The sequence below is a fragment of the Roseateles sp. GW823-FHT07B05 genome (assembly GCF_058794515.1).
This window is the reverse complement of the sequence record NZ_JBXAGX010000015.1, coordinates 85,346-105,992: the sequence shown is the minus strand read 5'-3', so window position 1 is coordinate 105,992 and position 20,647 is coordinate 85,346. Positions and strand designations below refer to the sequence as shown.

At 70.4% G+C, this 20,647-nt stretch carries 21 protein-coding genes and 1 riboswitch; of the genes, 8 read left to right on the top strand and 13 right to left on the bottom strand.

Features of this window, described 5'->3' with window-relative positions; genetic code table 11:
- Nucleotides 1–73 precede the first annotated feature (73 nt).
- From AC1Q7O_RS23830 to AC1Q7O_RS23820, 3 genes are all read right to left on the bottom strand, one after another.
- Nucleotides 74–721 carry a CatA-like O-acetyltransferase gene (locus AC1Q7O_RS23830; protein WP_492661204.1) on the bottom strand — a complete coding sequence of 216 codons (648 nt, stop codon included), beginning with the start codon at nt 719–721 and terminating at the stop codon, nt 74–76.
- A gap of 89 nt (nt 722–810) precedes the next feature.
- On the bottom strand, nt 811–1,125 hold the full coding sequence (locus AC1Q7O_RS23825) for a hypothetical protein (RefSeq protein ID WP_492661205.1): 315 nt from the start codon (nt 1,123–1,125) through the stop codon (nt 811–813).
- Between the two features lie 184 nt (nt 1,126–1,309).
- Nucleotides 1,310–2,038, bottom strand: coding sequence for a LuxR C-terminal-related transcriptional regulator (locus AC1Q7O_RS23820; RefSeq protein ID WP_492661206.1), 729 nt, complete (start codon nt 2,036–2,038; stop codon nt 1,310–1,312).
- Between the two features lie 87 nt (nt 2,039–2,125).
- Here AC1Q7O_RS23820 and AC1Q7O_RS23815 point away from each other — a divergent pair, with 87 nt between their 5' ends.
- Both AC1Q7O_RS23815 and AC1Q7O_RS23810 read left to right on the top strand, forming a co-directional pair.
- Complete coding sequence (locus AC1Q7O_RS23815; RefSeq protein WP_492661207.1) at nt 2,126–2,545, top strand: DUF4902 domain-containing protein; 420 nt, start codon at nt 2,126–2,128, stop codon at nt 2,543–2,545.
- Between the two features lie 66 nt (nt 2,546–2,611).
- Nucleotides 2,612–3,160 carry a PaaI family thioesterase gene (locus AC1Q7O_RS23810; protein ID WP_492661208.1) on the top strand — a complete coding sequence of 183 codons (549 nt, stop codon included), beginning with the start codon at nt 2,612–2,614 and terminating at the stop codon, nt 3,158–3,160.
- Here the strand turns inward: AC1Q7O_RS23810 and eda are convergent.
- Nucleotides 3,146–3,766 (bottom strand): bifunctional 4-hydroxy-2-oxoglutarate aldolase/2-dehydro-3-deoxy-phosphogluconate aldolase, encoded by a 621-nt coding sequence (gene eda, locus AC1Q7O_RS23805; protein WP_492661209.1) that lies wholly within the window; start codon nt 3,764–3,766, stop codon nt 3,146–3,148. The two genes, AC1Q7O_RS23810 and eda, sit on opposite strands and share 15 nt — an antisense overlap.
- Before the next feature lie 62 nt (nt 3,767–3,828).
- On the bottom strand, nt 3,829–5,658 hold the full coding sequence (gene edd / locus AC1Q7O_RS23800) for a phosphogluconate dehydratase (RefSeq protein WP_492661210.1): 1,830 nt from the start codon (nt 5,656–5,658) through the stop codon (nt 3,829–3,831).
- Nucleotides 5,659–5,791: 133 nt separating this feature from the next.
- Between edd and AC1Q7O_RS23795 the strand changes: the two genes are divergently transcribed.
- Nucleotides 5,792–6,415: a gamma-glutamylcyclotransferase gene (locus AC1Q7O_RS23795; protein WP_492661211.1), complete on the top strand. Its 624-nt coding sequence runs from the start codon at nt 5,792–5,794 to the stop codon at nt 6,413–6,415.
- A 1-nt stretch (nt 6,416) separates the two neighbouring features.
- On the opposite strand, the gene AC1Q7O_RS23790 is transcribed toward AC1Q7O_RS23795, so the two are convergent.
- Nucleotides 6,417–7,022, bottom strand: coding sequence for a nucleotidyltransferase family protein (locus AC1Q7O_RS23790; protein ID WP_492661212.1), 606 nt, complete (start codon nt 7,020–7,022; stop codon nt 6,417–6,419).
- Nucleotides 7,023–7,289: 267 nt separating this feature from the next.
- Here AC1Q7O_RS23790 and pdxH point away from each other — a divergent pair, with 267 nt between their 5' ends.
- Entirely contained in the window at nt 7,290–7,925 is a 636-nt protein-coding gene (gene pdxH, locus AC1Q7O_RS23785; protein ID WP_492661213.1) for a pyridoxamine 5'-phosphate oxidase, read from the top strand.
- Here the strand turns inward: pdxH and AC1Q7O_RS23780 are convergent, their stop codons facing one another.
- Both AC1Q7O_RS23780 and AC1Q7O_RS23775 read right to left on the bottom strand, forming a co-directional pair.
- Entirely contained in the window at nt 7,926–8,408 is a 483-nt protein-coding gene (locus AC1Q7O_RS23780; RefSeq protein WP_492661214.1) for a DUF3299 domain-containing protein, read from the bottom strand.
- 31 nt (nt 8,409–8,439) lie between these two features.
- Nucleotides 8,440–9,153 (bottom strand): helix-turn-helix transcriptional regulator, encoded by a 714-nt coding sequence (locus tag AC1Q7O_RS23775; protein WP_492661215.1) that lies wholly within the window; start codon nt 9,151–9,153, stop codon nt 8,440–8,442.
- Between the two features lie 126 nt (nt 9,154–9,279).
- On the opposite strand from AC1Q7O_RS23775, the gene AC1Q7O_RS23770 reads away from it, so the two are divergent.
- The gene (locus AC1Q7O_RS23770; protein ID WP_492661216.1) at nt 9,280–9,708 is read left to right on the top strand and encodes a VOC family protein; all 429 of its coding nucleotides are present in this window, start codon (nt 9,280–9,282) and stop codon (nt 9,706–9,708) included.
- Here AC1Q7O_RS23770 and AC1Q7O_RS23765 read toward each other — a convergent pair.
- From AC1Q7O_RS23765 to AC1Q7O_RS23750, 4 genes are read right to left on the bottom strand one after another with little or no spacing between them, the layout of a single operon-like run.
- The gene (locus AC1Q7O_RS23765) at nt 9,680–10,873 is read right to left on the bottom strand and encodes an ABC transporter permease (RefSeq protein WP_492661217.1); all 1,194 of its coding nucleotides are present in this window, start codon (nt 10,871–10,873) and stop codon (nt 9,680–9,682) included. The two genes, AC1Q7O_RS23770 and AC1Q7O_RS23765, sit on opposite strands and share 29 nt — an antisense overlap.
- Nucleotides 10,870–11,592, bottom strand: coding sequence for an ATP-binding cassette domain-containing protein (locus tag AC1Q7O_RS23760; RefSeq protein ID WP_492661218.1), 723 nt, complete (start codon nt 11,590–11,592; stop codon nt 10,870–10,872). Before AC1Q7O_RS23760 ends, AC1Q7O_RS23765 begins: the two co-directional genes overlap by 4 nt.
- Complete coding sequence (gene msrA, locus AC1Q7O_RS23755) at nt 11,592–12,119, bottom strand: peptide-methionine (S)-S-oxide reductase MsrA (RefSeq protein WP_492661219.1); 528 nt, start codon at nt 12,117–12,119, stop codon at nt 11,592–11,594. Before msrA ends, AC1Q7O_RS23760 begins: the two co-directional genes overlap by 1 nt.
- Nucleotides 12,120–12,129: 10 nt before the next feature.
- Complete coding sequence (locus AC1Q7O_RS23750; RefSeq protein ID WP_492661220.1) at nt 12,130–15,594, bottom strand: DUF748 domain-containing protein; 3,465 nt, start codon at nt 15,592–15,594, stop codon at nt 12,130–12,132.
- Nucleotides 15,595–15,633: 39 nt separating this feature from the next.
- Between AC1Q7O_RS23750 and AC1Q7O_RS23745 the strand changes: the two genes are divergently transcribed.
- Nucleotides 15,634–16,428 carry a YdcF family protein gene (locus tag AC1Q7O_RS23745; RefSeq protein WP_492661221.1) on the top strand — a complete coding sequence of 265 codons (795 nt, stop codon included), beginning with the start codon at nt 15,634–15,636 and terminating at the stop codon, nt 16,426–16,428.
- 152 nt (nt 16,429–16,580) lie between these two features.
- Here the strand turns inward: AC1Q7O_RS23745 and ubiD are convergent, their stop codons facing one another.
- Complete coding sequence (ubiD, locus tag AC1Q7O_RS23740; protein WP_492661222.1) at nt 16,581–18,119, bottom strand: 4-hydroxy-3-polyprenylbenzoate decarboxylase; 1,539 nt, start codon at nt 18,117–18,119, stop codon at nt 16,581–16,583.
- A 220-nt stretch (nt 18,120–18,339) separates the two neighbouring features.
- Here ubiD and AC1Q7O_RS23735 point away from each other — a divergent pair, with 220 nt between their 5' ends.
- Both AC1Q7O_RS23735 and glyA read left to right on the top strand, forming a co-directional pair.
- Nucleotides 18,340–19,197, top strand: a complete 858-nt coding sequence (locus tag AC1Q7O_RS23735; protein WP_492661223.1) for a lytic transglycosylase domain-containing protein — start codon at nt 18,340–18,342, stop codon at nt 19,195–19,197.
- Nucleotides 19,198–19,205: 8 nt separating this feature from the next.
- Nucleotides 19,206–19,326, top strand: a riboswitch (ZMP/ZTP riboswitch).
- A gap of 58 nt (nt 19,327–19,384) precedes the next feature.
- Nucleotides 19,385–20,638: a serine hydroxymethyltransferase gene (gene glyA, locus AC1Q7O_RS23730; RefSeq protein WP_492661224.1), complete on the top strand. Its 1,254-nt coding sequence runs from the start codon at nt 19,385–19,387 to the stop codon at nt 20,636–20,638.
- The last annotated feature ends 9 nt before the right edge of the window (nt 20,639–20,647 follow it).

The window sequence follows — 20,647 nt, the reverse complement described above, 5'->3', positions numbered from 1 at the left end:
GGGTTGCGGGAGGTCTCGACAACCCCAGCTTCCCAAATCAGGGACGGATGAACAACCTATCGGAACGTCACAGCTAGATGGCGTCGAGCCCGGCCTGCAGGCGCTCGAAGAAGCGCCCCACATGCACGCCGTCGCACAGCGCGTGGTGCACGTCCACGGCCACCGGCATCAGCAGCCGGCCGCCTTCTTCCTTGAAGCGGCCGAAGGCGATCTTGGGCCGGTCGTCGCCCTGGCCGCGGGCATGCGTGAAGGCGGTGAAGGCCAGCCAGGGCAGCGCGGTCATGTGCACCAGCGTTTCCTCGCGTACGTCGCCGGGCTCGTCGGCGGCGAACAGGTCGCCGCTGGCGCGGCGCACGCGCTCCACATGGGGGCGGGCCCGCGCCGCAAACGCTTCCAGCGACGGGTCGCGTGGCAGCGTGACGAAGCCGAAGCTGCCGTCATCGCGCAGCACCGTGGTGCTGGCATGGATGGCGGCGAACTCGCGCACGCCGAGGCCCTCGGCCAGCAGCGTCTGGCGCATGCCGTCCACCGTGTTGGCCGCCTCCAGCGCGGCGTGGTGGTAGGCCAGCCAGGGTGTGGCGCCGTGGGCGGCGGCGCGTTCGCGCAGGCCGGTCACGTCCACCGGCACGGTGACGCTGAAGGCCGGCTGGGCCATGTGGCGGAAATGGGCCAGCGCCGCGCGGCGCGGCCAGGCGTCCAGGGGAATGTCGCGGTCTTGCATGCCGACATGCTCGCACGCCGACGCCTCAAAAAAACCCAGGCCGCCTGGCGGCGCCTGGGTTGCGCAAACGCGGTGTTCGAGCCGGGCCGTCAGTCGGCGGTGCTCGTCTGCCGCATGCCGAAGTCGTCGAGCGCGCGATGCAGTTCCTCGGCGCGATCCTCGCCCAGGTCGCCCACCAGCCGGCTTGCCGGCGTCGTGCGGATCTGGCCGATCTGGTTGTAGCCCAGTGTCTTGGCCCGTTCCAGCGTGCGCTCGGTCAGCGGCAGGCATTCGAGCGGGGCCTGGTCGGCGAGGCTCAGCAGCCGGGCATAGGTTTCAGAGGAGATGGACACGGTGTCGTCGAGTTCAAGCTGGCCATTGCCAGTACTGCGGAACTCTTGGCTGAATTCGGAGGGGCGCAGCATCGTTGGGAAAGAGCCTCGCTGCGCGTATCGATCAGAAGCCCGTACGGGGAAGGCCGAGAACTTCGAAGAAGATGTCGATGAGGCTCATGTGGGGCTCCAGAGGGGTGTGGCGGGAAATCGCTGACCCGGACTGTCCCCGTTTTCGCCCCCCTAGAAACCTGGCAAGTCTGCTAGGTTGTCCGCCTCAAAGAATGCCCGCGGCGACGCATTTCAAGACTGCCTGATGCTTGGAATTGACCTCCAACTTGCGCATCACGTTGCCCAGATGGAAGTTCACGGTCTTCTCGCTCATGCCGAGAATGACGCTGACCTCCCAGGCGGTCTTGCCCTGGCCGGTCCACCTCAAAACGTCCATCTCCCGCTTGGTGAACTTGGGCATGTCACCCAGATCGAGGTCGGGGCCGAGCAGCCTGTCCGCGGCGGTCATGGCGTGGGCGCCCAGCAGCTGCAGGCCGGCAATCAGCCGCATCAGGTCGGCGCCGGGTTCGGGCAGCGCTTCCTCGCGGTCGACTCCCAGCAGGAACAGCTTGTCCCCCGGCAGGTGAAGCTTCATGCCGATGCCGGTCTTGTAGCCATGGGGCGCCTGCAGTTCCCAGAGCTCCCCGACGCCAGCGTCGATGTAGGTCTGCCGGTCGTAGATCACCGGGAGCGGCTGGGACATCAGCCGCTCAAGAACCGGGTCTCGCATGGCGTCGGTAATGTCGTTGTGCGCATCGACGTAGGCATCGGGCCTGTTGCCAAAACTGCGCCCTTGCACGCCTGACTCCTTCAGCGTGCCGCGCATCAGCCCCCCGGAGATGAGCGAGAAGCCCATGGCATGTGCCGTGGACACAAGCCGACGCTCGAAGCTCTCGAAGTCCTCGCTCATGCCGACGTCGATCAGCTGCTGATAGTTCATTTCCGGGGTGACCATACCTGCCAAGTCTGCCAGCTTGTTGCCACCCCCTTGGTGACCAGAGACTGCCCCTCGTTCGAATTCCACGACCGTGAGGTATTGCTCATGTCCACCTTGATCCGGCTGCCCGAGGGCAGCGTCTGCTGGCCCGCCGCCGCGCTGTCGAGCGCCGCCGCGGACGTCCGCCACGCCCACACCCGCGTGCTGCGCGCCCCTTCCGCGGAGCGCTCCGTGGGCGGCACGACCCGCTGGGAGCGCCGCTATGCCGACGTCAGCGCCTGGCTGGAATGGGACTGGGTGGAGATCGACGAAGGCACCGTTGTACAGGCGGACCCGCTGAACGTGCGCTCCAACGTGCTGCTGCTGGACGACCGCGGCCGCCCGCTGCTGTCGTCGCGCCGCCGCACGACGCTGGCGACGCTGGTCTACCTGCTGCCGTGGCAGGGCGCCGTGCTGGACGAGCTGCGGCTGGTGGAGCCGCAGCGGCGCGCGCCGGCCCAGGCGCCCATGCGGCTGGCGGCCTGAACCCAGGCGACAGCGGCTTCGGGCGCGCTTGCGCAGAATCGGCGGCTCAACTTCCGGGCCGCCGACATGACTGCTGATCCTTCTCCCGACGACCTGCTCGCCCAGTGGCGCGCCGATGAGGCGGCCGTGCTGGCCCGTGTGCAACAGGAGGTCGGCCTGGCGTCACCCGCCATGCTGGCCGGCAAGACCGGGCTGCAGCAGATGCAGGCCATGCTGGACGGCCTGGCGCCGCGCCCGCCCATCAGCGACACGCTGGACTTCACGCTGATCTCGGTCGCGGACGGCGAAGCCGTGTTCCAGGGGCGGCCGCAGTTCAAGCACTACAACCCGCTGGGCAGCGTGCATGGCGGCTGGTTCGCGACGCTGCTGGATTCGGCGCTGGGTTGCTCCGTGCACACGACGCTGCCGATCGGCCGGGCCTACACGACGCTGGAGTTCAAGGTGAACCTGGTGCGCGCGCTGACCGACCGTGTGCCGCTGGTGCGCGCCATCGGCCGCGTGGTGCACCGCGGCCGGCAGGTGACGACGTCGGAGGCCGAACTCGTCGGCCACGATGGCAAGTTGTACGCGCATGCGAGCACAACCTGCCTGCTGTTCGACTTACCGCAGCGCTGACGCCTCTGCAGCCAGTTTCGTGATGCGCGCCCAGTCCTTGGCGTCCACCGCGTCCTGCGGCGTCAGCCAGGAGCCGCCGCAGACCTTGACGTTGGGCAGCTTCAGGAAGTCGGGCGCGGTCTGCAGCGAGATGCCGCCGGTGGGGCAGAAGGCGACGTCCGCGAACGGGCCGGCCAGCGCCTTCAGCAGGTTGACGCCGCCCACGGCCGTGGCCGGGAACAGCTTCAGGAAGTTGAAGCCGGCCGAGTTGGCCTGCATCACTTCCGACGCGGTGGACACGCCGGGCAGCAGCGGCAGGCCCTCGGCCTTGCAGGCGGACGCCAGCGCGTCGGTGTAGCCGGGGCTGACACCGAACACGCAGCCGGCGTTCTTCGCGTTGGTGACGTCTTGCGGCGTGCGCAGCGTGCCGGCGCCGACGATGGCGCCGGGCACCTTGGCCATGGCTTCCATGGCCTGCAGTGCGACGGGCGTGCGCAGCGTCACTTCGAGCACACGCACGCCGCCGGCGACCAGCGCCTCGGCGAGCGGAACGGCGTCCTCCAGGCGCTGGATGACGATGACGGGGATGACGGGGCCGTGGCTGGCCAGGCTCAGGGTTTCAAGCATTTTTCTTTAGTCAGTGGTGCCAGAGCTACTCGCTTCGCTCGATCGGTCTGGCACGCAATTGTTCATAACCAGGTGACAGCGCCCTCTTCGGCACTCAGCACGTTGCGTCGCAGACCCGCGAAGAGTTCGCGGCCCAGGCCGTGCGCGTTGACGTCGGCCTCGGCGGGCGCCAGCTTCACGTTCTCGCGAGCGGCCCAGTCGGCCTCGTCGACCAGTGCGGCCAGCACGCCGTTGACGGCGCAGACGCGCACGACGTCGCCGTCGCGCAGCTTGGCCAGCGGGCCGCCGGCCAGCGCCTCGGGGCTGACGTGGATGGCCGCAGGCACCTTGCCCGACGCGCCGCTCATGCGGCCGTCGGTGACCAGCGCAACGCGGAAGCCCTTGCCCTGCAGCACGGCCAGCGGCGGCGTCAGCTTGTGCAGCTCGGGCATGCCATTGGCGTGCGGGCCCTGGAAGCGCACGACGACGACGACGTCCTTCTCCAGCTCGCCGTTCTTGAACGCGGCCAGCATGGCCTCCTGCGTCGTGAAGATGCGGCAGGGTGCCTCGATGGTGTGGCGGTCTTCCGGCACGGCGGAGGACTTGATGACGGCGCGGCCCAGGTTGCCGTCCAGCAGCTTCAGGCCGCCGCTGGCGCTGAACGGCGCGGCGGCGGTGCGCACGACGCTGTCGTCGATGGGAGCGGCCGGCAGCGCCTCGCGAACGACCTCGCCGCCCTGCCCCACCGCGCGCGGCACGGTGGTGTAGGGGCGCAGGTTGTCGCCGCCGACGCTCAGCACGTCCTCGTGCATCAGGCCGGCGTCCAGCAGCTCACGGATGACGAAGCTCGGGCCGCCCGCGGCCTGGAACTGGTTCACGTCGGCGCTGCCGTTGGGGTAGACGCGGGCCAGCAGCGGCACGACGCCCGACAGGTCGGAGAAATCCGTCCAGTTGATCAGGATGCCGGCCGAGCGCGCGACGGCGACCCAGTGGATCAGGTGATTGGTGGAGCCACCGGTGGCCAGCAGCGCCACCATCGCGTTGACGATGCAGCGCTCGTCGACGACATGGCCGATGGGCTTGGCGGCCTTGCCGGCCACGCGGCCGGAGATATTCAACGCCGTGGCGACGGCCTCACGCGTCAGCGCGGTGCGCAGGTCGTCGTGCGGATGCACGAAGGCGCTGCCGGGCACGTGCAGGCCCATCGCTTCCAGCAGCATCTGGTTGCTGTTGGCGGTGCCGTAGAACGTGCAGGTGCCGGCGCTGTGATACGCGGCGGACTCGCTCTTCAGCAGCTCGTCGCGGCCGACCTTGCCCTGCGCGTACAGCTCGCGCACCTTGGCCTTGTCGCTGTTGGAAATGCCGGTACCCATGGGGCCGGCCGGCACGAACACGGTGGGCAGGTGGCCGAAGTGCAGCGCGCCGATCAGCAGGCCCGGCACGATCTTGTCGCAGATGCCCAGCAGCAGCGCCGCGTCGAACACGTCGTGCGTCAGCGCGATGGCGGTGCTCATCGCGATGGTGTCGCGCGAGAACAGGCTCAGCTCCATGCCCGGCAGGCCCTGCGTGACGCCGTCGCACATGGCCGGCACGCCGCCGGCCACCTGCACCGTGGCGCCCAGGCGATGGGCCTCGGCGCGGATCTGCGCCGGGTAGTCCTCGTAGGGCTGGTGGGCCGACAGCATGTCGTTGTAGGCCGTGACGACGCCGAGGTGCGGCGCCTTCTCGGCCACGATGCGCAGCTTGTCGTTGGCCGGCAGCGCCGCCACGGCGTGCGCCACGTTGGCGCAGCCCATGCGTTCGAAACCGCGCTGGCGGTTGTTCAGCTGGGCGATGCGGGCCAGGTAGTCACCGCGCAGCTTGGCGCTGCGCTCGCGGATGCGGGCGGTGACTTCGTTCAGGGTGGTGTTCATCTCTGGGGTCTCCTTGCGCCTCGGCTTCGTAACCGGACGTTGAGAATTTAGGTAACCATATTACTTGCCCACGAGGACTTGCGGGTTACGGGCTGGGTACCTTCGGCTTTCCGCCGTGACAAGATGGCGGGCGATGGCGTCACAGGCAATCCACATTCCTCATGGCCCCGAACGCAGCCAGCATCTGCTGCAGCGCACGGCGGCCGAATGGCGCGCCAGCGGCGACGACCTGCTGCTGTTCGCCTACGGCTCACTGATCTGGCGGCCCGAATTTGACTTCACGCAGGCCCTGCCCGCGCGCGTGCTGGGCTTTCACCGCGTGCTGCGCATGCGCTCGCGCGTGAACCGCGGCTCGCCGCAGGAGCCCGGGCTGGTGCTGGCGCTGCTGTCCGGCGGCAGTTGCCGCGGCCTGGTCTACCGCATCCCGCGCGAAGCCGGCGAGGCGGTGCTGACCCGGCTGTGGGCGCGCGAGATGCCCAACGGCGTCTACGAGCCGCGCTGGCTGAACTGCGACACGGATGCCGGCCGGTTGCGCGCGCTGGCGTTCACGCTCTCGCGCCAAAGCCCCAACTGGACCGGGCCGCTGCACGAGCCCGAGCTGCTGCACATCTTCCGGCACGCCAGCGGCCGCTACGGCACGACGCTGGACTACCTGCTGCGCACCGTGCAGGGTTTGCGTGAGCACGGCATCCGGGACATGGAACTGGAGCGGCAGGCTCACCTGGCGGCGCGGCACGGGCTGTGCGCGCCGCTGTGAGTCACCCGAGCAGGCGGGCGAGGTCTTCGGCGGTGTCCACGTCGACGTGCACGCCGGGGTCGTCGACGGCGATGGGCTGGGCCGCGTAGCGCGCGACGATGCGCCGCGCGCCCTCGTCGCCATGCAGGGCCATCAGCTCCGAGTAGAGCTCCGTGCCGAAGCCCACCGGATGCCCCTGCATGCCGCGGTACTGCGCGAAGCAGACGGGGTAGCGCTCCAGCCCCTGCGCCACGGCCATGATGGTGGCGGGCTGCACCAGCGGCATGTCGGCCGGCAGGATGAGCCAGCCGTCGGCGTCCCCCGTGGCGCTGACGCCGGCCACGATGGAATGCCCCATGCCGATGGGGTGCGGCCGGCCGTCGGCATCGTGCTCGGGCAGCGTCACGACGTCGCGGGCCGCTACGAAGCGGTGCGCGGTGGCGGCGAAGCTGGCGGTCGTCACGACGACCACGGGCAGCTGCGTGGAGATGGCGTGCCGCAGCGTGCGCGTCAGCAAGGTGTCGGCACCGGGCGCGCCGCCCAGCCGCTGTTCCAGCTTGTGTCCCGGGCCGCGAAAGCGTGAACCGCGTCCTGCTGCGAGCACGACGACGGCGGGGCGTCGTTTCATCATCGGAGGTGAGTTCATTGCTGCAGTGCCACAAGCATGCCGGGCGTGTTCGATATTGACCAACTGGGACGTTCACCTAAGGGAAGGTCTGCATACTTGGGAGGTCATCGGGCTTCGGCCCCGGCCCTTCGGGTTGGATCGGAAAGGCTACCCCGTCGTTGTTGCAAGTGCTCGCGATGCCTCCGGGCATCGCTGTGCCTTGCGCCTAGACTGGGCAGCCTTTCCGATCCAAAGCGGGCCCAAGCCGAAGCCCGATGACTTCCCGCCATGAGCAAACTCAGTGACTTCCGAAAGAGCTACGAACTAGGGGAGCTGGACGAGGCCGAGGCCGCCGACGGCCCGCTGGCGCTGTTCAACCGCTGGATGGACGAGGCCATCGCGCACGACGTGTCGGAGCCCACCGCGATGACGGTGGCCACCGTCGGCGCCAATGGCCGCCCGTCCACGCGCGTGGTGCTTCTGAAGGGGGCGGACGCGCGCGGCATGGTCTGGTTCACGAACTACGAAAGCCGCAAAGGTGAGGAGTTAGCCCTCAACCCGTTCGCGGCGCTGCAGTTCCACTGGGTGGAGATGGAGCGTGTCGTGCGCATCGAGGGCCGTGTCGAGAAGACGTCGGCGCAGGAGTCGGACGACTACTTCAAGAGCCGCCCGCTGGACTCACGCCTGGGTGCCTGGGCGTCGCCGCAGAGCCGCGTCATCAGCTCGCGGGCGGTGCTGGTCACCAACGCAGCCAAGGCCGCCGTGCAGCACGGGCTCAACCCGGAGCGCCCGCCGCACTGGGGTGGCTACCGGCTGGTGCCGGAGCGCTACGAGTTCTGGCAGGGCCGCCGCTCGAGGCTGCACGACCGGCTGGTGTTCACGCTGGACGACGGCGCTTGGCGCCGCGACCGGCTCGCGCCGTGATCAGTTGACGGCAGCGCCGTCTTCGACGCGGTAGTACAGGCCGTAGGGGTCGTCCATCAGCACGGCTAGCGTGCCCTCGACGACGACCGGCTCCAGCGTGTAGCGCACGGGCTTCCTGGTGCGCACCTCCACCATGCCCTCGGGGCCGGCCGGCACGCAGAAGGAGCAGCTCGTCGGCACCGACGACAGCAGGAAGTGCTGCTGCTTGTCGCCCGCCTCCAGCGGCGTCATGAAGCCCTGCACCTTCACCGTCTTGCGGTCCAGCGCCTGCACGGCGGCCGGGAAGGTCGGCACGAGCTTCTTCTTCTCGGCCTTGGCGGTGACCTGGGACAGCAGCTTCCACGACACGATGTCGGCGCGCTCTTCCAGCGGCTTGAAGGGGCTGCGCGGGTCGTGATAGCCCGGGCCCTGGCCCATCGTGGGCGCGGTCTGTGCGAACGCGGCGGTGGCGGCAAACAGGGCTGCGGCGAGGAGGAACTTCATGGTGACGGCGAGACGCTGGCGGGCAAGGGCGTCATTGTGCCGCCGCGGCATGGCGCACCTCTGACAAGGGCTTCAGCTGCTGCAGGTACTGGCGCAGCAGCGCCGCGCGCCGTGGGCGAAAGCTCTCGCCGAGGCGCTCGACCTGCTGGATGCGCTCCGGGCGGAACATGCGGAAGTCCTGCCGCAGGCAGCACCAGGCCAGCAGCACCAGCAGCCGGTCGACGTAGACGATGCCCAGCGGCCAGACCTTGCGGGCGGTCGCCGCGCCGTCGCGGTCGACATAGTCCAGCTGCAGCGCCTCCTCGCGCCAGCAGGCCTCGCGGATCTGCTGCATGTCGGTCGCCAGCGGCGGGCGCGCGGAGAAGCGGTGCACCTGCGATACCGCATGCTGGATGTGCTGCTGCCCCACTGACGGCAGCGTGGCCACCACCTTGCCCAGCACCGACGCCGCGGCCTGGGCCAGCGCCGGGTCGCCGAGGTGGCGCACCTCGGCCAGCCCCAGCACCAGCGCCTCGATCTCCAGCCGCGTGAAGGTCTGCGGCGGCAGCGTGCCGTCCTCGATCAGGCAGTAGCCCAGGCCGCGCTCGCCGCCGATCTCGGCGCCGGACATGCGCAGGCTCTCGATGTCGCGGTAGATGGAGCGCACCGACACGCCGGTCTCGGCCGCCAGCTGCTGCGCCGTGACGGGCAACGGCAGCGTGCGCAGGGCTTGGAGCAGCCGGAACAGGCGTTCGGGGCGGGACATGGCGGGCAATCTGCAACTGACGAAAACTGGCAGGAGGCCTGCCTAGAGTAGCAGTCGTCGGTTCATTGCCGGGCGCCCTCCTCCGGGGCGATGACGACGCCTCCTCCACTCTCACGAAAACCACCCATGACCGTCTCCGTCGTCCCTCACATCAACCTGTGCGGCCAGGCCCGCGAGGCCTTGCAGTTCTACCAAGCCGCCTTCGGCGGTGACATCACGCTGATGACCTACCAGGACGCCCGCAGCGTGCGCGACCCGCAGGACGCCGACCGCCTCATGTGGGGCCAAGTGCGCGCCGCCGATGGCTTCCAGGTGATGGCCTACGACGTGCCCACCGGCACCGCCTGGCAGCCCGGCGAGAACGCCTACTTCATCTGCGTGGGCTGCGGCACCGCGCAGCAGGCCGCCCAGCGCTGGGCCGGGCTGGCCGACGGCGCCACCGTCGTGCAGCCTCTGGCACCGGCGCCGTGGGCGCCGCTCTACGGCATGCTGAAGGACAGGTTCGGCGTGACCTGGGTCATCAACGTCAGCGCGGCGCCTGCAGCAGCGTCGTGACGTCCAGCCGGTAGGCCCGCCACGCCGGCCACGCCGCAGCCAGCAGGGCCAGGCCGCCGGCCAGCAGCGGCACCAGCCATTCGGCCTCGCTGACGCCCAGCGGGCCCAGCCGCAGCGACTGCCGCTCGGCCAGCAGGTGCTCCAGCCCGGCGACGAGGCCATGCCCCGCCGCCAGCCCCAGCACCGTGGCCAGGCCGGCCAGCAGCAGCGCTTCCAGCGCGATGAGTGTGGCGATGCGCCGGGCCGGCGCACCCAGCATGCGCAGCATGGCCAGGTCGCCCTGGCGGGCGCGCACCGCGTGCAGCAAGGCAACCCAGACGGACAGCCCCGCGGCGATCAGCAGCACGATGCCGAAGCCGCGCAGCACCTCGGTGCCCGCCCCCACCAGCCGCATCAGCCGGGCCGTCTCCAGCGCCGGCGCGGCGGACTGCAGGCCCTCCTGCGCATTGACCCAGCGCGGCAGCATCGCGGCGCCCAGCGGGCTGCGGTAGCGCACCAGCGCCAGCGTGATCTCCCGGGCAGCGTCGTCGCCGTCATGGGCGTCGTTCGCGTCGTGATGGTCGCCATGCACTTCCCAGACCGAGGCGAGGTCGGTCAGCACCAGCCGGTCCAGCACGCTGCCCGAATCGGCCAGCACGCCGACGACCTCGAACTGGTGGTCAGCATGGGCATCGCCGCCGGCCAGGCCATGGCTGCCGGCGAAATGGTCGCCCGGCTTCAGCCCGCTGGCGCGCGCCACCTCGGCGCCCAGCACCGCCTGCATGGGCTTGGTCCACAAGGCGCCCTGCCCCAGCTTCGTGCCGTAGAGGTCGAGGTAGTCGGGCGTCGTGCCGACGACGCGAAAGCCGCGGAACGAATCGCCCAGCGACAGCGGCACCGCCTGGGCCACCAGCGGCTGGCGCTTCAGCAGCTCCAGCGTGGCCAGCGGGATGTTGCCGGTGGGCGCATCGAGGTGGAACACGCCGGCCAGCATGATCTGCATCGGGCTGCCCTTGGCGCCGACGACGAGGTCGATGCCGGCCAGGTCGCGCCGCAGCCCGGCCTCCACCTGGGCGCTGGCGCGCAGCACGAAGGTCACGGCCGCGAGGCCCAGGGTCAGCAGCAGCAGGTTCAGCGCCGTCGTCAACGGGCTGGACCAGAGATAGCGCCAGGCCAGGCGGATCATCGCGTCACCCCGCTGGACCAGAACGTCGTGCGGTCCGACGACGCGTTCGCGCCGCCATGCCTGTCGGCCGAACGGCCCGGCAGCACCAGCTCCGTCACGTCATCCCGCTCGCCGAGCGCATCGATGACGCGGCTGTCGTGGCTGGCGACGATCAGCGTGCAGCCCTCGCGCTCGGCCGTGCTCAGCAGCAGCGCCAGCATGTGCAGCGCGTGCTCGTCGTCCAGGCTGGCGCTGGGCTCGTCAGCCAGCAGCAGCCGCGGGCGGCGCATCAACGCGCGGGCCAGTGCCACGCGCTGCGCCTGGCCCACGCTGAGCTGGTGCGGCCGGCGGCCGGCCAGGTCGGCGATGTCCAGCGCCGCCAGCAGCTCCGCGGCGCGGGCCGTGTCGGCGCCCTGCCCCGCCGCCAGCGCGGGCAGCGCCAGGTTCTCGGCCACGGTCAGCGCGTCACTCAGATGCAGCCGCTGCGGCACGACGCCCAGCGTCGCGCCGCGCCACGCGTCCAGCGCGCGGGGGGGCATGGCCTGCAGCTCGGTGCCGGCCACGCTGAGCAGGCCCTGCTGCACGCGCAGCAGGCCGGCCAGCAGCGCCAGCAGCGTCGACTTGCCCGAGCCCGACGCGCCGCGCAGCAGCAGGTGCCGGCCGCCGGGCAGCATGAAGTCCGCATAGGCCATCTCGGCGCCGCCCGCGTAGCGGTGGCGCAGCCCGCCCCACGCCAGCATCACTTGACGAGGCGCTTGAAGCTGGCGAGGAACTTGTCCACCTTGCCGGCCACGACGAACGCGCAATAGCCCTGCTCCGGGTTGCGGGCGTAGTAGTGCTGGTGGTAGGCCTCGGCCGGGTGGTAGTTGGTCTCGGGCAGCAGCTCCGTGACGACGCGGCCGCCGTGGTGCTCGTTGGCCTCGCGGATGACCTCGGCCGCCAGCTCACGCTGCGCCTCGGTGTGCCAGTAGACGGCCGAGCGGTACTGCGTGCCGACGTCGGCGCCCTGGCGGTTCAGCGTCGTCGGGTCGTGGATGGTGAAGAACACCTCCAGCAGCTCGCGCAGCGACACGACGGCGGGGTCGAAGTCCAGCCGCACGACCTCGGCATGGCCGGTGGTGCCGCTGCAGACCTGTTCGTAGTTGGGGCTGGGGTGCTGGCCGTTGCTGTAGCCGCTCTCGACGCGGTGCACACCGCGCACCTGTTCGTAGACGGCCTCCGTGCACCAGAAGCAACCGCCGGCCAGCGTGATTCGTTCGTGGGTCATGACGTGACTTTCAATGGGCTGCGAGCGACAGCTCGACATGGGGGCGCCAGCCGCTCGCACAAGCCCCGTCGCAGAGCTTGGGCGCGGCCAGGAAGACGCGGGCATTGGGCGCGCCGCGGGCCAGCAGCGCGTCCCGCACGGCCACCGCGCGGGCGACGGCCAGCTGGCGCAGCGCCTCGTCGTCCACCGCGTAGCTGGCCATCAGCAGGCCGCGCATCTGCGCGGGCGGCAGGTCCTGGGCCAGGCCCAGCACGTTGCGCGGTTTGTTGGGCAGCTTGGTGGCGGTGTACAGGCGCTTCAGCGCGGCGTCGGGCGTGGCGGCGTTCTCGGCCTTCAGTGCGGCGTCCAGGCGCTGCTCGCGCAACGCGGGAATCTCGCTCTCGGCGTCGGCCCAGCCGGTCAGCGTGAGCTGCACGCCGGGCTTGTCGGCCAGCAGCCGGGCGATGCGGTCCAGCTTGTCGGTGGCGGCCGGCTCGGCGCTGGCCGGCGCGAAGGCGATCTCGGCCTCCTCGGGCGCATCGCTGCCGGTGAACAGCGAGAACGGCGACGTCAGCGCCTTGCCGACCAGATTGAGCAGCAGCTTCCACACCAGCCCGCCGACGCTGAACTCCGGGTCGGTCAGCGAGCCGCTGACCGGCAGGTTCACGTCGATGACGCCGTTGCTGTCCTTCAGCAGCGCCACGGCGAAGCGCACCGGCAGCGAGGTCGCGTCGGGGCTGTCCACGCGGTCGCCAAAGGTCAGCTGGTTCAGGATGATCTGGTTGGTGGCGACGAGCTGGCCGCCCGCGTCCACCTTGTAGGCCAGCCGCGCCGACAGCTTGCCGCGCTCGATGGCGTAGCCCGCGTACTTGCCGGCGTAGGTGGACAGCGGCGCCAGCTCGATGTCCGTCGCGTTGGCCTGGATGTCCATGGCCGGCGGGCTGCCGGGCTTGAGCTGGCCGGCAATGTCCAGCACGCCGGTGCCGGCCACCTTGCCGCGCAGCGTCAGCGGCGCCATTGCCGTGCCGGCCGTGGAGAAAGCGCCCAGCGAGCCCTGCAGCTCGGTCAGCCGCGCGCTGTAGCTGGGCTTCACGAAGCGGTCGTTGAAGTCCACCGTGGCGCGGTTCACGACGATGCGCTCGACGGCGATCTCGGGCGCCGACGCGGCGGGGGCCGGTGCCGGCGCGGAGGCAGGCGCCGATGCCGCTGCCGGGGCCGCTCCCGCGGGGCCCAGGTCGCGCAGGTTGAAGCGCCCCTGCTCGCTGACGATGAGGCGGGCATAGGCGTCGTCCAGCAGCGCGTCGCGCACCGCCAGCCGCGGCGGCGCGCCGGGCGCCAGCGCCAGCTGGACGCCGTCCAGCTGCAGCAGCTGCCAGCTGAGCAGGTCCTCGCCGCTGACACGCTGGCCGTCGACGATCCGCGTCTGCGCCAGCGCCAGCGGCCCGATGCGCACGTCGCCCGCCAGCGCGGCCCGCCAGGCGCCGTCGCCCTGCTGCGCGGCCTCCAGCGTGGTCTTCAGGCCCATTTCGGCGCGCTCGATCTGCACGCCCCAGGCGGGGTCGAGGTAGGCGTCCAGCAGGCGCAGCGGCAAGGCCTGGGCCTGCAGGCTGCCGGCCGCGGACAGCGGCGCCAGGCCCACACGGCCCTGCCATTGCAGGCTGCCGGCGCTGGCGGCCACGGGCTGGTCGTTGGCACCCAGCGCGGCGAGCTGCGTGCTCAGCTGCGTCTGCACCGGCGCGGCTGCCGGCCAGGCCAGCGCGCCGAGCTGCAGCCGCAACGGCTCGACGGTCAGCGCCACCGGCGCCACGCCGGCAGGCACGGCGGCATCGCGCCAGCGCAGCGCGCCGCGCTCCACCTGCAGGCCGGCCAGCTGCAGCGTCCACGCCGGGCCGTTGGCCGGCGCGGCAGGCTCGGGCGGCAGCAGCGCCGCGATGTTGAGCTGGCCCTGCGCATCACGGGCCAGGAGCGCGCGGGGCGCGTCGAGCTTGAGGGTGCCCAGGCGCAGCGTGCGCCTGGCGGGGTCGATGTCGGCCTGGTCCAGCCGCGCCGCGGCCAGCGACAGCACCGGCTTGGCCGCGAGGCTGAGGCGCGCGTCCGCCAGTTGGACCTCGCGCAAGGTCAGCTGGGCGCGATCGGCCGCGCCGTCGGCAAGCGGGTCCTTGACGCCGAGCGCCGCCTTGGCCGACACGCCGGCCACCAGCCGGGCACCCGTCGGCGGCGGCAGCCATGCGGCCAGCCGTTCGACGGCGAGGTCGTTGAGCTCGGCCTGCGCGTCCAGCCATTCGGGCGCCAGCCTGGCGCTGGCGCTCAACCGGCCTTCGCCCAGCTGCAGGCTGGCGTCGAGCTGGGCCGGCGCCTTCAGCGGCCAGGCGGCGGCGCCCAGCTTCAGCTGGATCGCGTCCAGCGCCAGGTCGCGCACCGTCAGCTGGCCGTCCGTGACCTCCAGCCCCGCCACGCTGACCTGCCACGGCGCTGCCGTCCCGCCGCTGCCGCTGGTCGACGCGGGCAACGGCCGCACCCAGGCATGGGGTGACTCCAGCACGATCCGGCCGAAGCCAAGCTGGCGGCGCAGCGGCTGCACGTCGGCCAGTGGCACGCTCAGGCGCTTGAAGCCCAGCAGCGGCTGGCCATCAGGCATCGTCAGCGCCAGCTCGTGCAGTTGCACGCCGCCGCTGAGTTTGACGCCCGGCGGCTGCCTGGGGCGCTCGGCGAAGTCCAGCGCCAGGTCCACGTCCAGGCGCCCCGTGGTGAGGCGCAACGGCAGGCTGGCCGGCAGGTAGGCGGCCAGCGGTGCCAGGTCCAGCCCGGCCAGCTTGAACGACAGGCGCCCGCTGGCGTCATCTTCAAAGGGCAGTGCCTCGGCACGGCTGTCGAAGGCAACGCCGTCCAGCTGACCGCTCAGGTGCGGCAGCACCTTGACCTTGACATCGGAGGCCAGCGTCGACACGAACGGCAGCGCCAGGTGCAAGGCGGCCAGTTCGTGCGTGCGTTGCACCGGGCGGTCGTCGAACACGACGCGGCCGTCGCTGAGCTCGATGTTGTAGACGGCGAACTCGGGGTCATCGCTCGGCGGCGCGCCGGGCTTGGCGGCAAAGCGAGTGATCAGGTCATCGATGTCGTAGCGGCCCTCGGCCGTGCGGGCGATGCGCAGCTCCGGCTGGGTCAGCGCCAGCGATTCGACGACGAGATGCCCGCGCAGCAGCGAGCGCAGCGACAGCGCGGCGTCGAGCTTGGCGAGCTTGAACAGTGGCGGCTGGCCCGGCGCGGCGGCGTCGATCTGCAGGCCGTCCAGCACGATGGCCAGGCGCCACGGCTGGAAATGCGCCTGCTGCAGGCTGACCGGGCGGCCCAGCGCATCGCTGGCCAGCGCCATGCCGCGGCCGGCCATCCAGCCCGGCAGCGCGAGCGTGACGATCAACAGGACCAGCGAGACCAGGGCCGACAGCGCGACCAGGGTCCAGAGGGCGATACGAAGTTGGGAACGGGGAGCGGTCATCACGGCGGACGCATTATTGATGTCGACGATGATGGCTTCGTGAGCTTCCCCCTCGACTATTCAGGTTTCAAGACCCTGCTGCTGGCGCTTGCACTGCCGCCGGCCCCGTTGCTGCTGCTGGCCGCCTGGGGCGGCTGGCGGCTGCGGCGGCGCCGACGTGGCGGCGGCTGGGTGCTGGGCGTGGCGCTGGCCCTGGCGTGGCTGTCGGCGACCGAAGTGGCGGGCGAGGCCTTGAGCCGGCTGGCCGGCCAGCCACCGCTGCTGGCGCCGGCCCAGGTCGACGCGCTGAAGGGGCAAGCCGACGGCGCCGTGCTGGTGCTGGGCGGCGGCGTGCGCCGCCACGCGCCGGAGTACGGCGGCGGCACACCCAACGACATCACCGCCGAGCGCCTGGCCTACGGCGTCTGGCTGGCGCGCCGGACCGGCTGGCCGCTGGGGTTCTCGGGCGGCATCGGCTGGACGGCCAGGGAGCTGCATCAGTCCGAGGCCAGCATCATCGGCCGCGTGGCGGCGCAGGACTATGGCCTGCCGCTGCGCTGGGCCGAGGGCAACTCGCGGGACACGCGCGAGAACGCCGCCAATACGCTGCCGCTGCTGGCGCAGGCCGGCATCAAGCAGGTGTTGCTCGTCACGCACGAGGAGCACATGACGCGTGCGCTGCGGGCCTTCGAGGCCCAGGCCGGGCCGCTGGGAATGCGCATCGTGCCCGCGCCGGTGGGCCTGCGCGCCGACAACGGAGAGACGTCGTTCGACGACTGGTGCCCCAGCCGCAGCGGCTTCGAGCGGGTGCGCTATGTCGTCTACGAGGCCATGGCCCGCGCTGGCGGTCGCTAGAAATAGAAACCCCGCCGGGCTTGAAGGCCGGGCGGGGTGGGGTGGCGAGGCCACCTTGGGGCTCAGAGGCGATCTGCCACTGGGCTCCTGGCGCGCAAAGATTGCGCCAGAGGGTTTGCCTGAAAAGGCCTGACAACAGTAGGCGAGCGGCGTCAGGCCTTCAAGAAGAGTTGCCCGAATAGCGCTTCGGCCCGCGCGGTGACCTCGGGCGGCAGCGTGATGCAACGGCCCCATTCGCGGTCCGTCTCGCCGGGCCACTTGTTGGTGGCGTCCAGCCCCATCTTGCCGCCCAGGCCGCTGACGGGCGACGCGAAGTCCAGGTAGTCGATGGGCGTGTTGTCCACCAGCGTCGTGTCGCGCACCGGGTCCATGCGGGTCGTGATGGCCCAGATCACCTCCTGCCAGTTGCGCGTGTCGATGTCATCGTCCACGACGACGATGAACTTCGTGTACATGAACTGGCGCAGGAAGCTCCAGATGCCGAACATCAGCCGCTTGGCGTGGCCGGGGTAGCTCTTCTTGATGGAGACGACGGCCATGCGGTAGCTGCAGCCCTCGGGCGGCAGGTAGAAGTCGACGATCTCCGGGAACTGCTTCTGCAGGATGGGGACGAAGACTTCGTTCAGCGCCACGCCCAGGATGGCCGGTTCGTCCGGCGGCTTGCCAGTGTAGGTGGAGTGGTAGATCGGGTTGGCGCGCTGGGTCTGGCGCGAGATCTCGAAGACGGGGAACCAGTCCTGCTCGTTGTAATAGCCGGTGTGGTCGCCGAACGGGCCTTCCAGCGCGTGCAGGTAGCCGCCCTTCTCTTTCAGCGGCACGCCGCGCTCGCTGACACCGGTGTAGCCGGGGGGCGCGGGCGGGATGTGGCCTTCCAGCACGATTTCGGCCGACGCCGGCGCCTGCAACGGCTTGTCGCCGCCGACGCCTGTGTTGACCAGTTCCGTCCGTGAGCCGCGCAGCAGGCCGGCGAACTGGTACTCGGACAGGCTGTCCGGCACCGGCGTGACGGCGCCGAGGATGGTGGCCGGGTCCGCGCCCAGCGCCACGGCGATGGGAAACGGCTGGCCCGGGTTCGCCAGCGCGAAGTCGCGGAAGTCCAGCGCACCACCTCGGTGCGCGAGCCAGCGCATGATCACCTGGCGCGGCCCGATGAGCTGCTGGCGGTAGATGCCGAGGTTCTGGCGCGTGCGCGTCGGGCCGCGCGTGATGACCAGACCCCACGTGATCAGGGGGGCTGCGTCGTCCGGCCAGCAATGCTGGATGGGCAGGCGGCCGAGGTCGATGTCGGCGCCTTCGAACACCTCCTCCTGGCACGGCGCCTTGCGCTGCACGGCGGGCTTCATGTCCCACAGCGCCTTGGCCATCTGCAGCAGTTTTCCGGCGTCCTTCAACCCCTTGGGCGGCTCGGGTTCCTTGAGGCTGGCCAACACCCGCCCCACATCCCTCAAATCGGCCAGAGAGTCAGCGCCCATGCCCAATGCGACGCGACGCGTTGTCCCGAAAAGATTGGTCAAGGCGGGGGTGGCATGCCCCGCCGGGTTCTCGAACAACAGGGCCGGTCCGCCGGCCCGCAGCACGCGGTCGCTGAGGGCTGTCATCTCCAGCACGGGCGAGACTTTTTCACGCACGCGCTTGAGTTCGCCCAAGCCCTCCAAGCCGGCGATGAAGTCCCGCAGGTCGCTGTATTTCATAACTGAAAGTAGTTTTGATCGGCCAAAACAGCCTTGACGGGTTATCTTCAAACCCTAGAATTCGCCCGCTTCGGGTTTCTACGGAACCCAACCGGCCAGGTCCACCGGGCACGCAGATGCCACAGACCAAGCTTCAACGGCCGGGAAATTATCACCGTCGCCTCACCCAGACCGCCGCTCCCCCGGCAGCCTGTGGCGGGCCGCGACACCAAGGAGTCGCATGACGACACGTCAAGATCTCATCAGCCTGGCTCGCCTGACGCGGGATTCGGCGTCGCTGTTCGTGAAGGACATCGGCAACGGCCTGCTCGTGGTGAGCCACAACACGCTGGCCCTGGTGGGCCTGGCGGTGGTGGCCGTGCTGATGGTGTTTTCCAGCCAGGCCGGCCTGCGCGAGAAGCTGGAATCGTCCGCGTTGGGCTGGCTGAGCGCCCGCCAGGAAGCGCGCGCCGAGGCTGAGGGCAACACGCTGCTGGCCGCCGCCGAGCCGGACGCCATCGCCCGCGCCACCGCCACCGACCCCAAGGAGCTGAGCCGCCAGCAGGCTGCCGTGGCCCACTGGCTGGCGCGCCGCTACAGCGTGGCGCCGGAGCCAATCAGCCGCCTCGTGCAGGAAGCCTGGGCCGTGGGCAACCGCGCCAAGGTCGAGCCGACGCTGATCCTGGCCATCATGGCCATCGAGTCGCGCTTCAACCCGTTCGCGCAGAGCGCCGTCGGCGCGCAGGGCCTGATGCAGGTCATGACCCGCGTGCACGACGACAAGTACGAAGCCTTCGGCGGCACGCTGGCCGCGTTCGACCCGGTGACCAACCTGCGCGTCGGCGTGCAGGTGCTCAAGGAATGCATCCTGCGCGCCGGCAGCCTGGAAGAGGGCCTGCGCTACTACGTGGGCGCCGCCAACCTGGCCGAGGACACCGGCTACACGGCGCGCGTGCTGGCCGAGCACGACCTGCTGAAGGCCGTCATCTCGGGCCGCACCGTGGCGCCCAACACCGCCCCGGCGCTGCGCCCGCTGCGTGAGGCGGCGTCGGCGCCGTCCACGGGTGGCGATTCCGCCCAGATTGCGCTGCTGCGCTGAATTACACTGGCCGCTCACGCGACTGGCGATCAGGGGCACGAGCTGCCCTGAGGTGGGACACCACCGGGGAGCGTGAGGCGGCCGAGGTTGATGCCTCACCGCTTTCAGCCGTTCGCCTGGGCAGCCCTGAGCTTCACGTCCTCCGTGACCGCCGGGGATTCACCGCCTGACCTTCGGAACACCTGCCATGTTTGACCGCACCACCTCCACCCTCGCCCTGGTCGACCCCGAGCTCTGGACCGCCGTCCAGAACGAGACGCGCCGCCAGGAAGACCACATCGAGCTGATCGCCAGCGAGAACTACACCTCGCCGGCCGTCATGGAAGCCCAGGGCAGCCAGCTGACCAACAAGTACGCCGAGGGCTACCCCGGCAAGCGCTACTACGGTGGCTGCGAGTACGTCGACGTGGCCGAGCAACTGGCCATCGATCGCCTGAAGCAGCTGTTCGGCGCCGAGTTCGCCAACGTGCAGCCCAACTCCGGTTCGCAGGCCAACCAGGGCGTGTTCTTCGCGCTGCTGCAGCCCGGCGACACCATCATGGGCATGAGCCTGGCCGAGGGCGGCCACCTGACGCACGGCATGCCGCTGAACATGAGCGGCAAGTGGTTCAACGTCATCAGCTATGGCCTGGACGCGAACGAAGCCATCGACTACGACGCGATGGAAGCCCTGGCCCGCGAGAAGAAGCCCAAGCTCATCATTGCCGGTGCGTCGGCGTACTCGCTGCGCATCGACTTCGAGCGCTTTGGCAAGATCGCCAAGGAAATCGGCGCGTACTTCATGGTCGACATGGCCCATTACGCCGGCCTGATCGCTGCGGGCGTCTACCCGAACCCGCTGCCGCATGCCGACGTCGTCACGTCCACCACGCACAAGAGCCTGCGCGGCCCGCGCGGCGGCATCATCCTGACGAACAAGGAAGACATCGCCAAGAAGATCAACTCGGCGATCTTCCCCGGCATCCAGGGCGGCCCGCTGATGCACGTCATCGCCGGCAAGGCCGTGGCCTTCAAGGAAGCGCTGTCGCCCGAGTTCAAGGCCTACCAGGAGCAGGTCGTCAAGAACGCCAAGGTGCTGGCCGAGACGCTGATCGAGCGCGGCCTGCGCATCGTCTCCGGCGGCACGGAAAGCCACGTCATGCTGGTGGACCTGCGCCCCAAGAACCTGACCGGCAAGGAAGCCGAGGCCATCCTGGGCGCCGCCCACATGACCTGCAACAAGAACGGCATCCCCAACGACCCGCAGAAGCCCATGGTGACCAGCGGCATCCGCCTGGGCACGCCGGCCATGACGACGCGCGGCTTCAAGGAAGAACAGGTGCGCGCCACGGCCCACCTGATCGCCGACGTGCTGGACAAGCCGCACGACGAGGCCAACCTGGCCGCCGTGCGCGAGAAGGTCGCCGCGCTGACGGCTGCCTTCCCGGTCTACCGCGGCTAAAGCGACCGA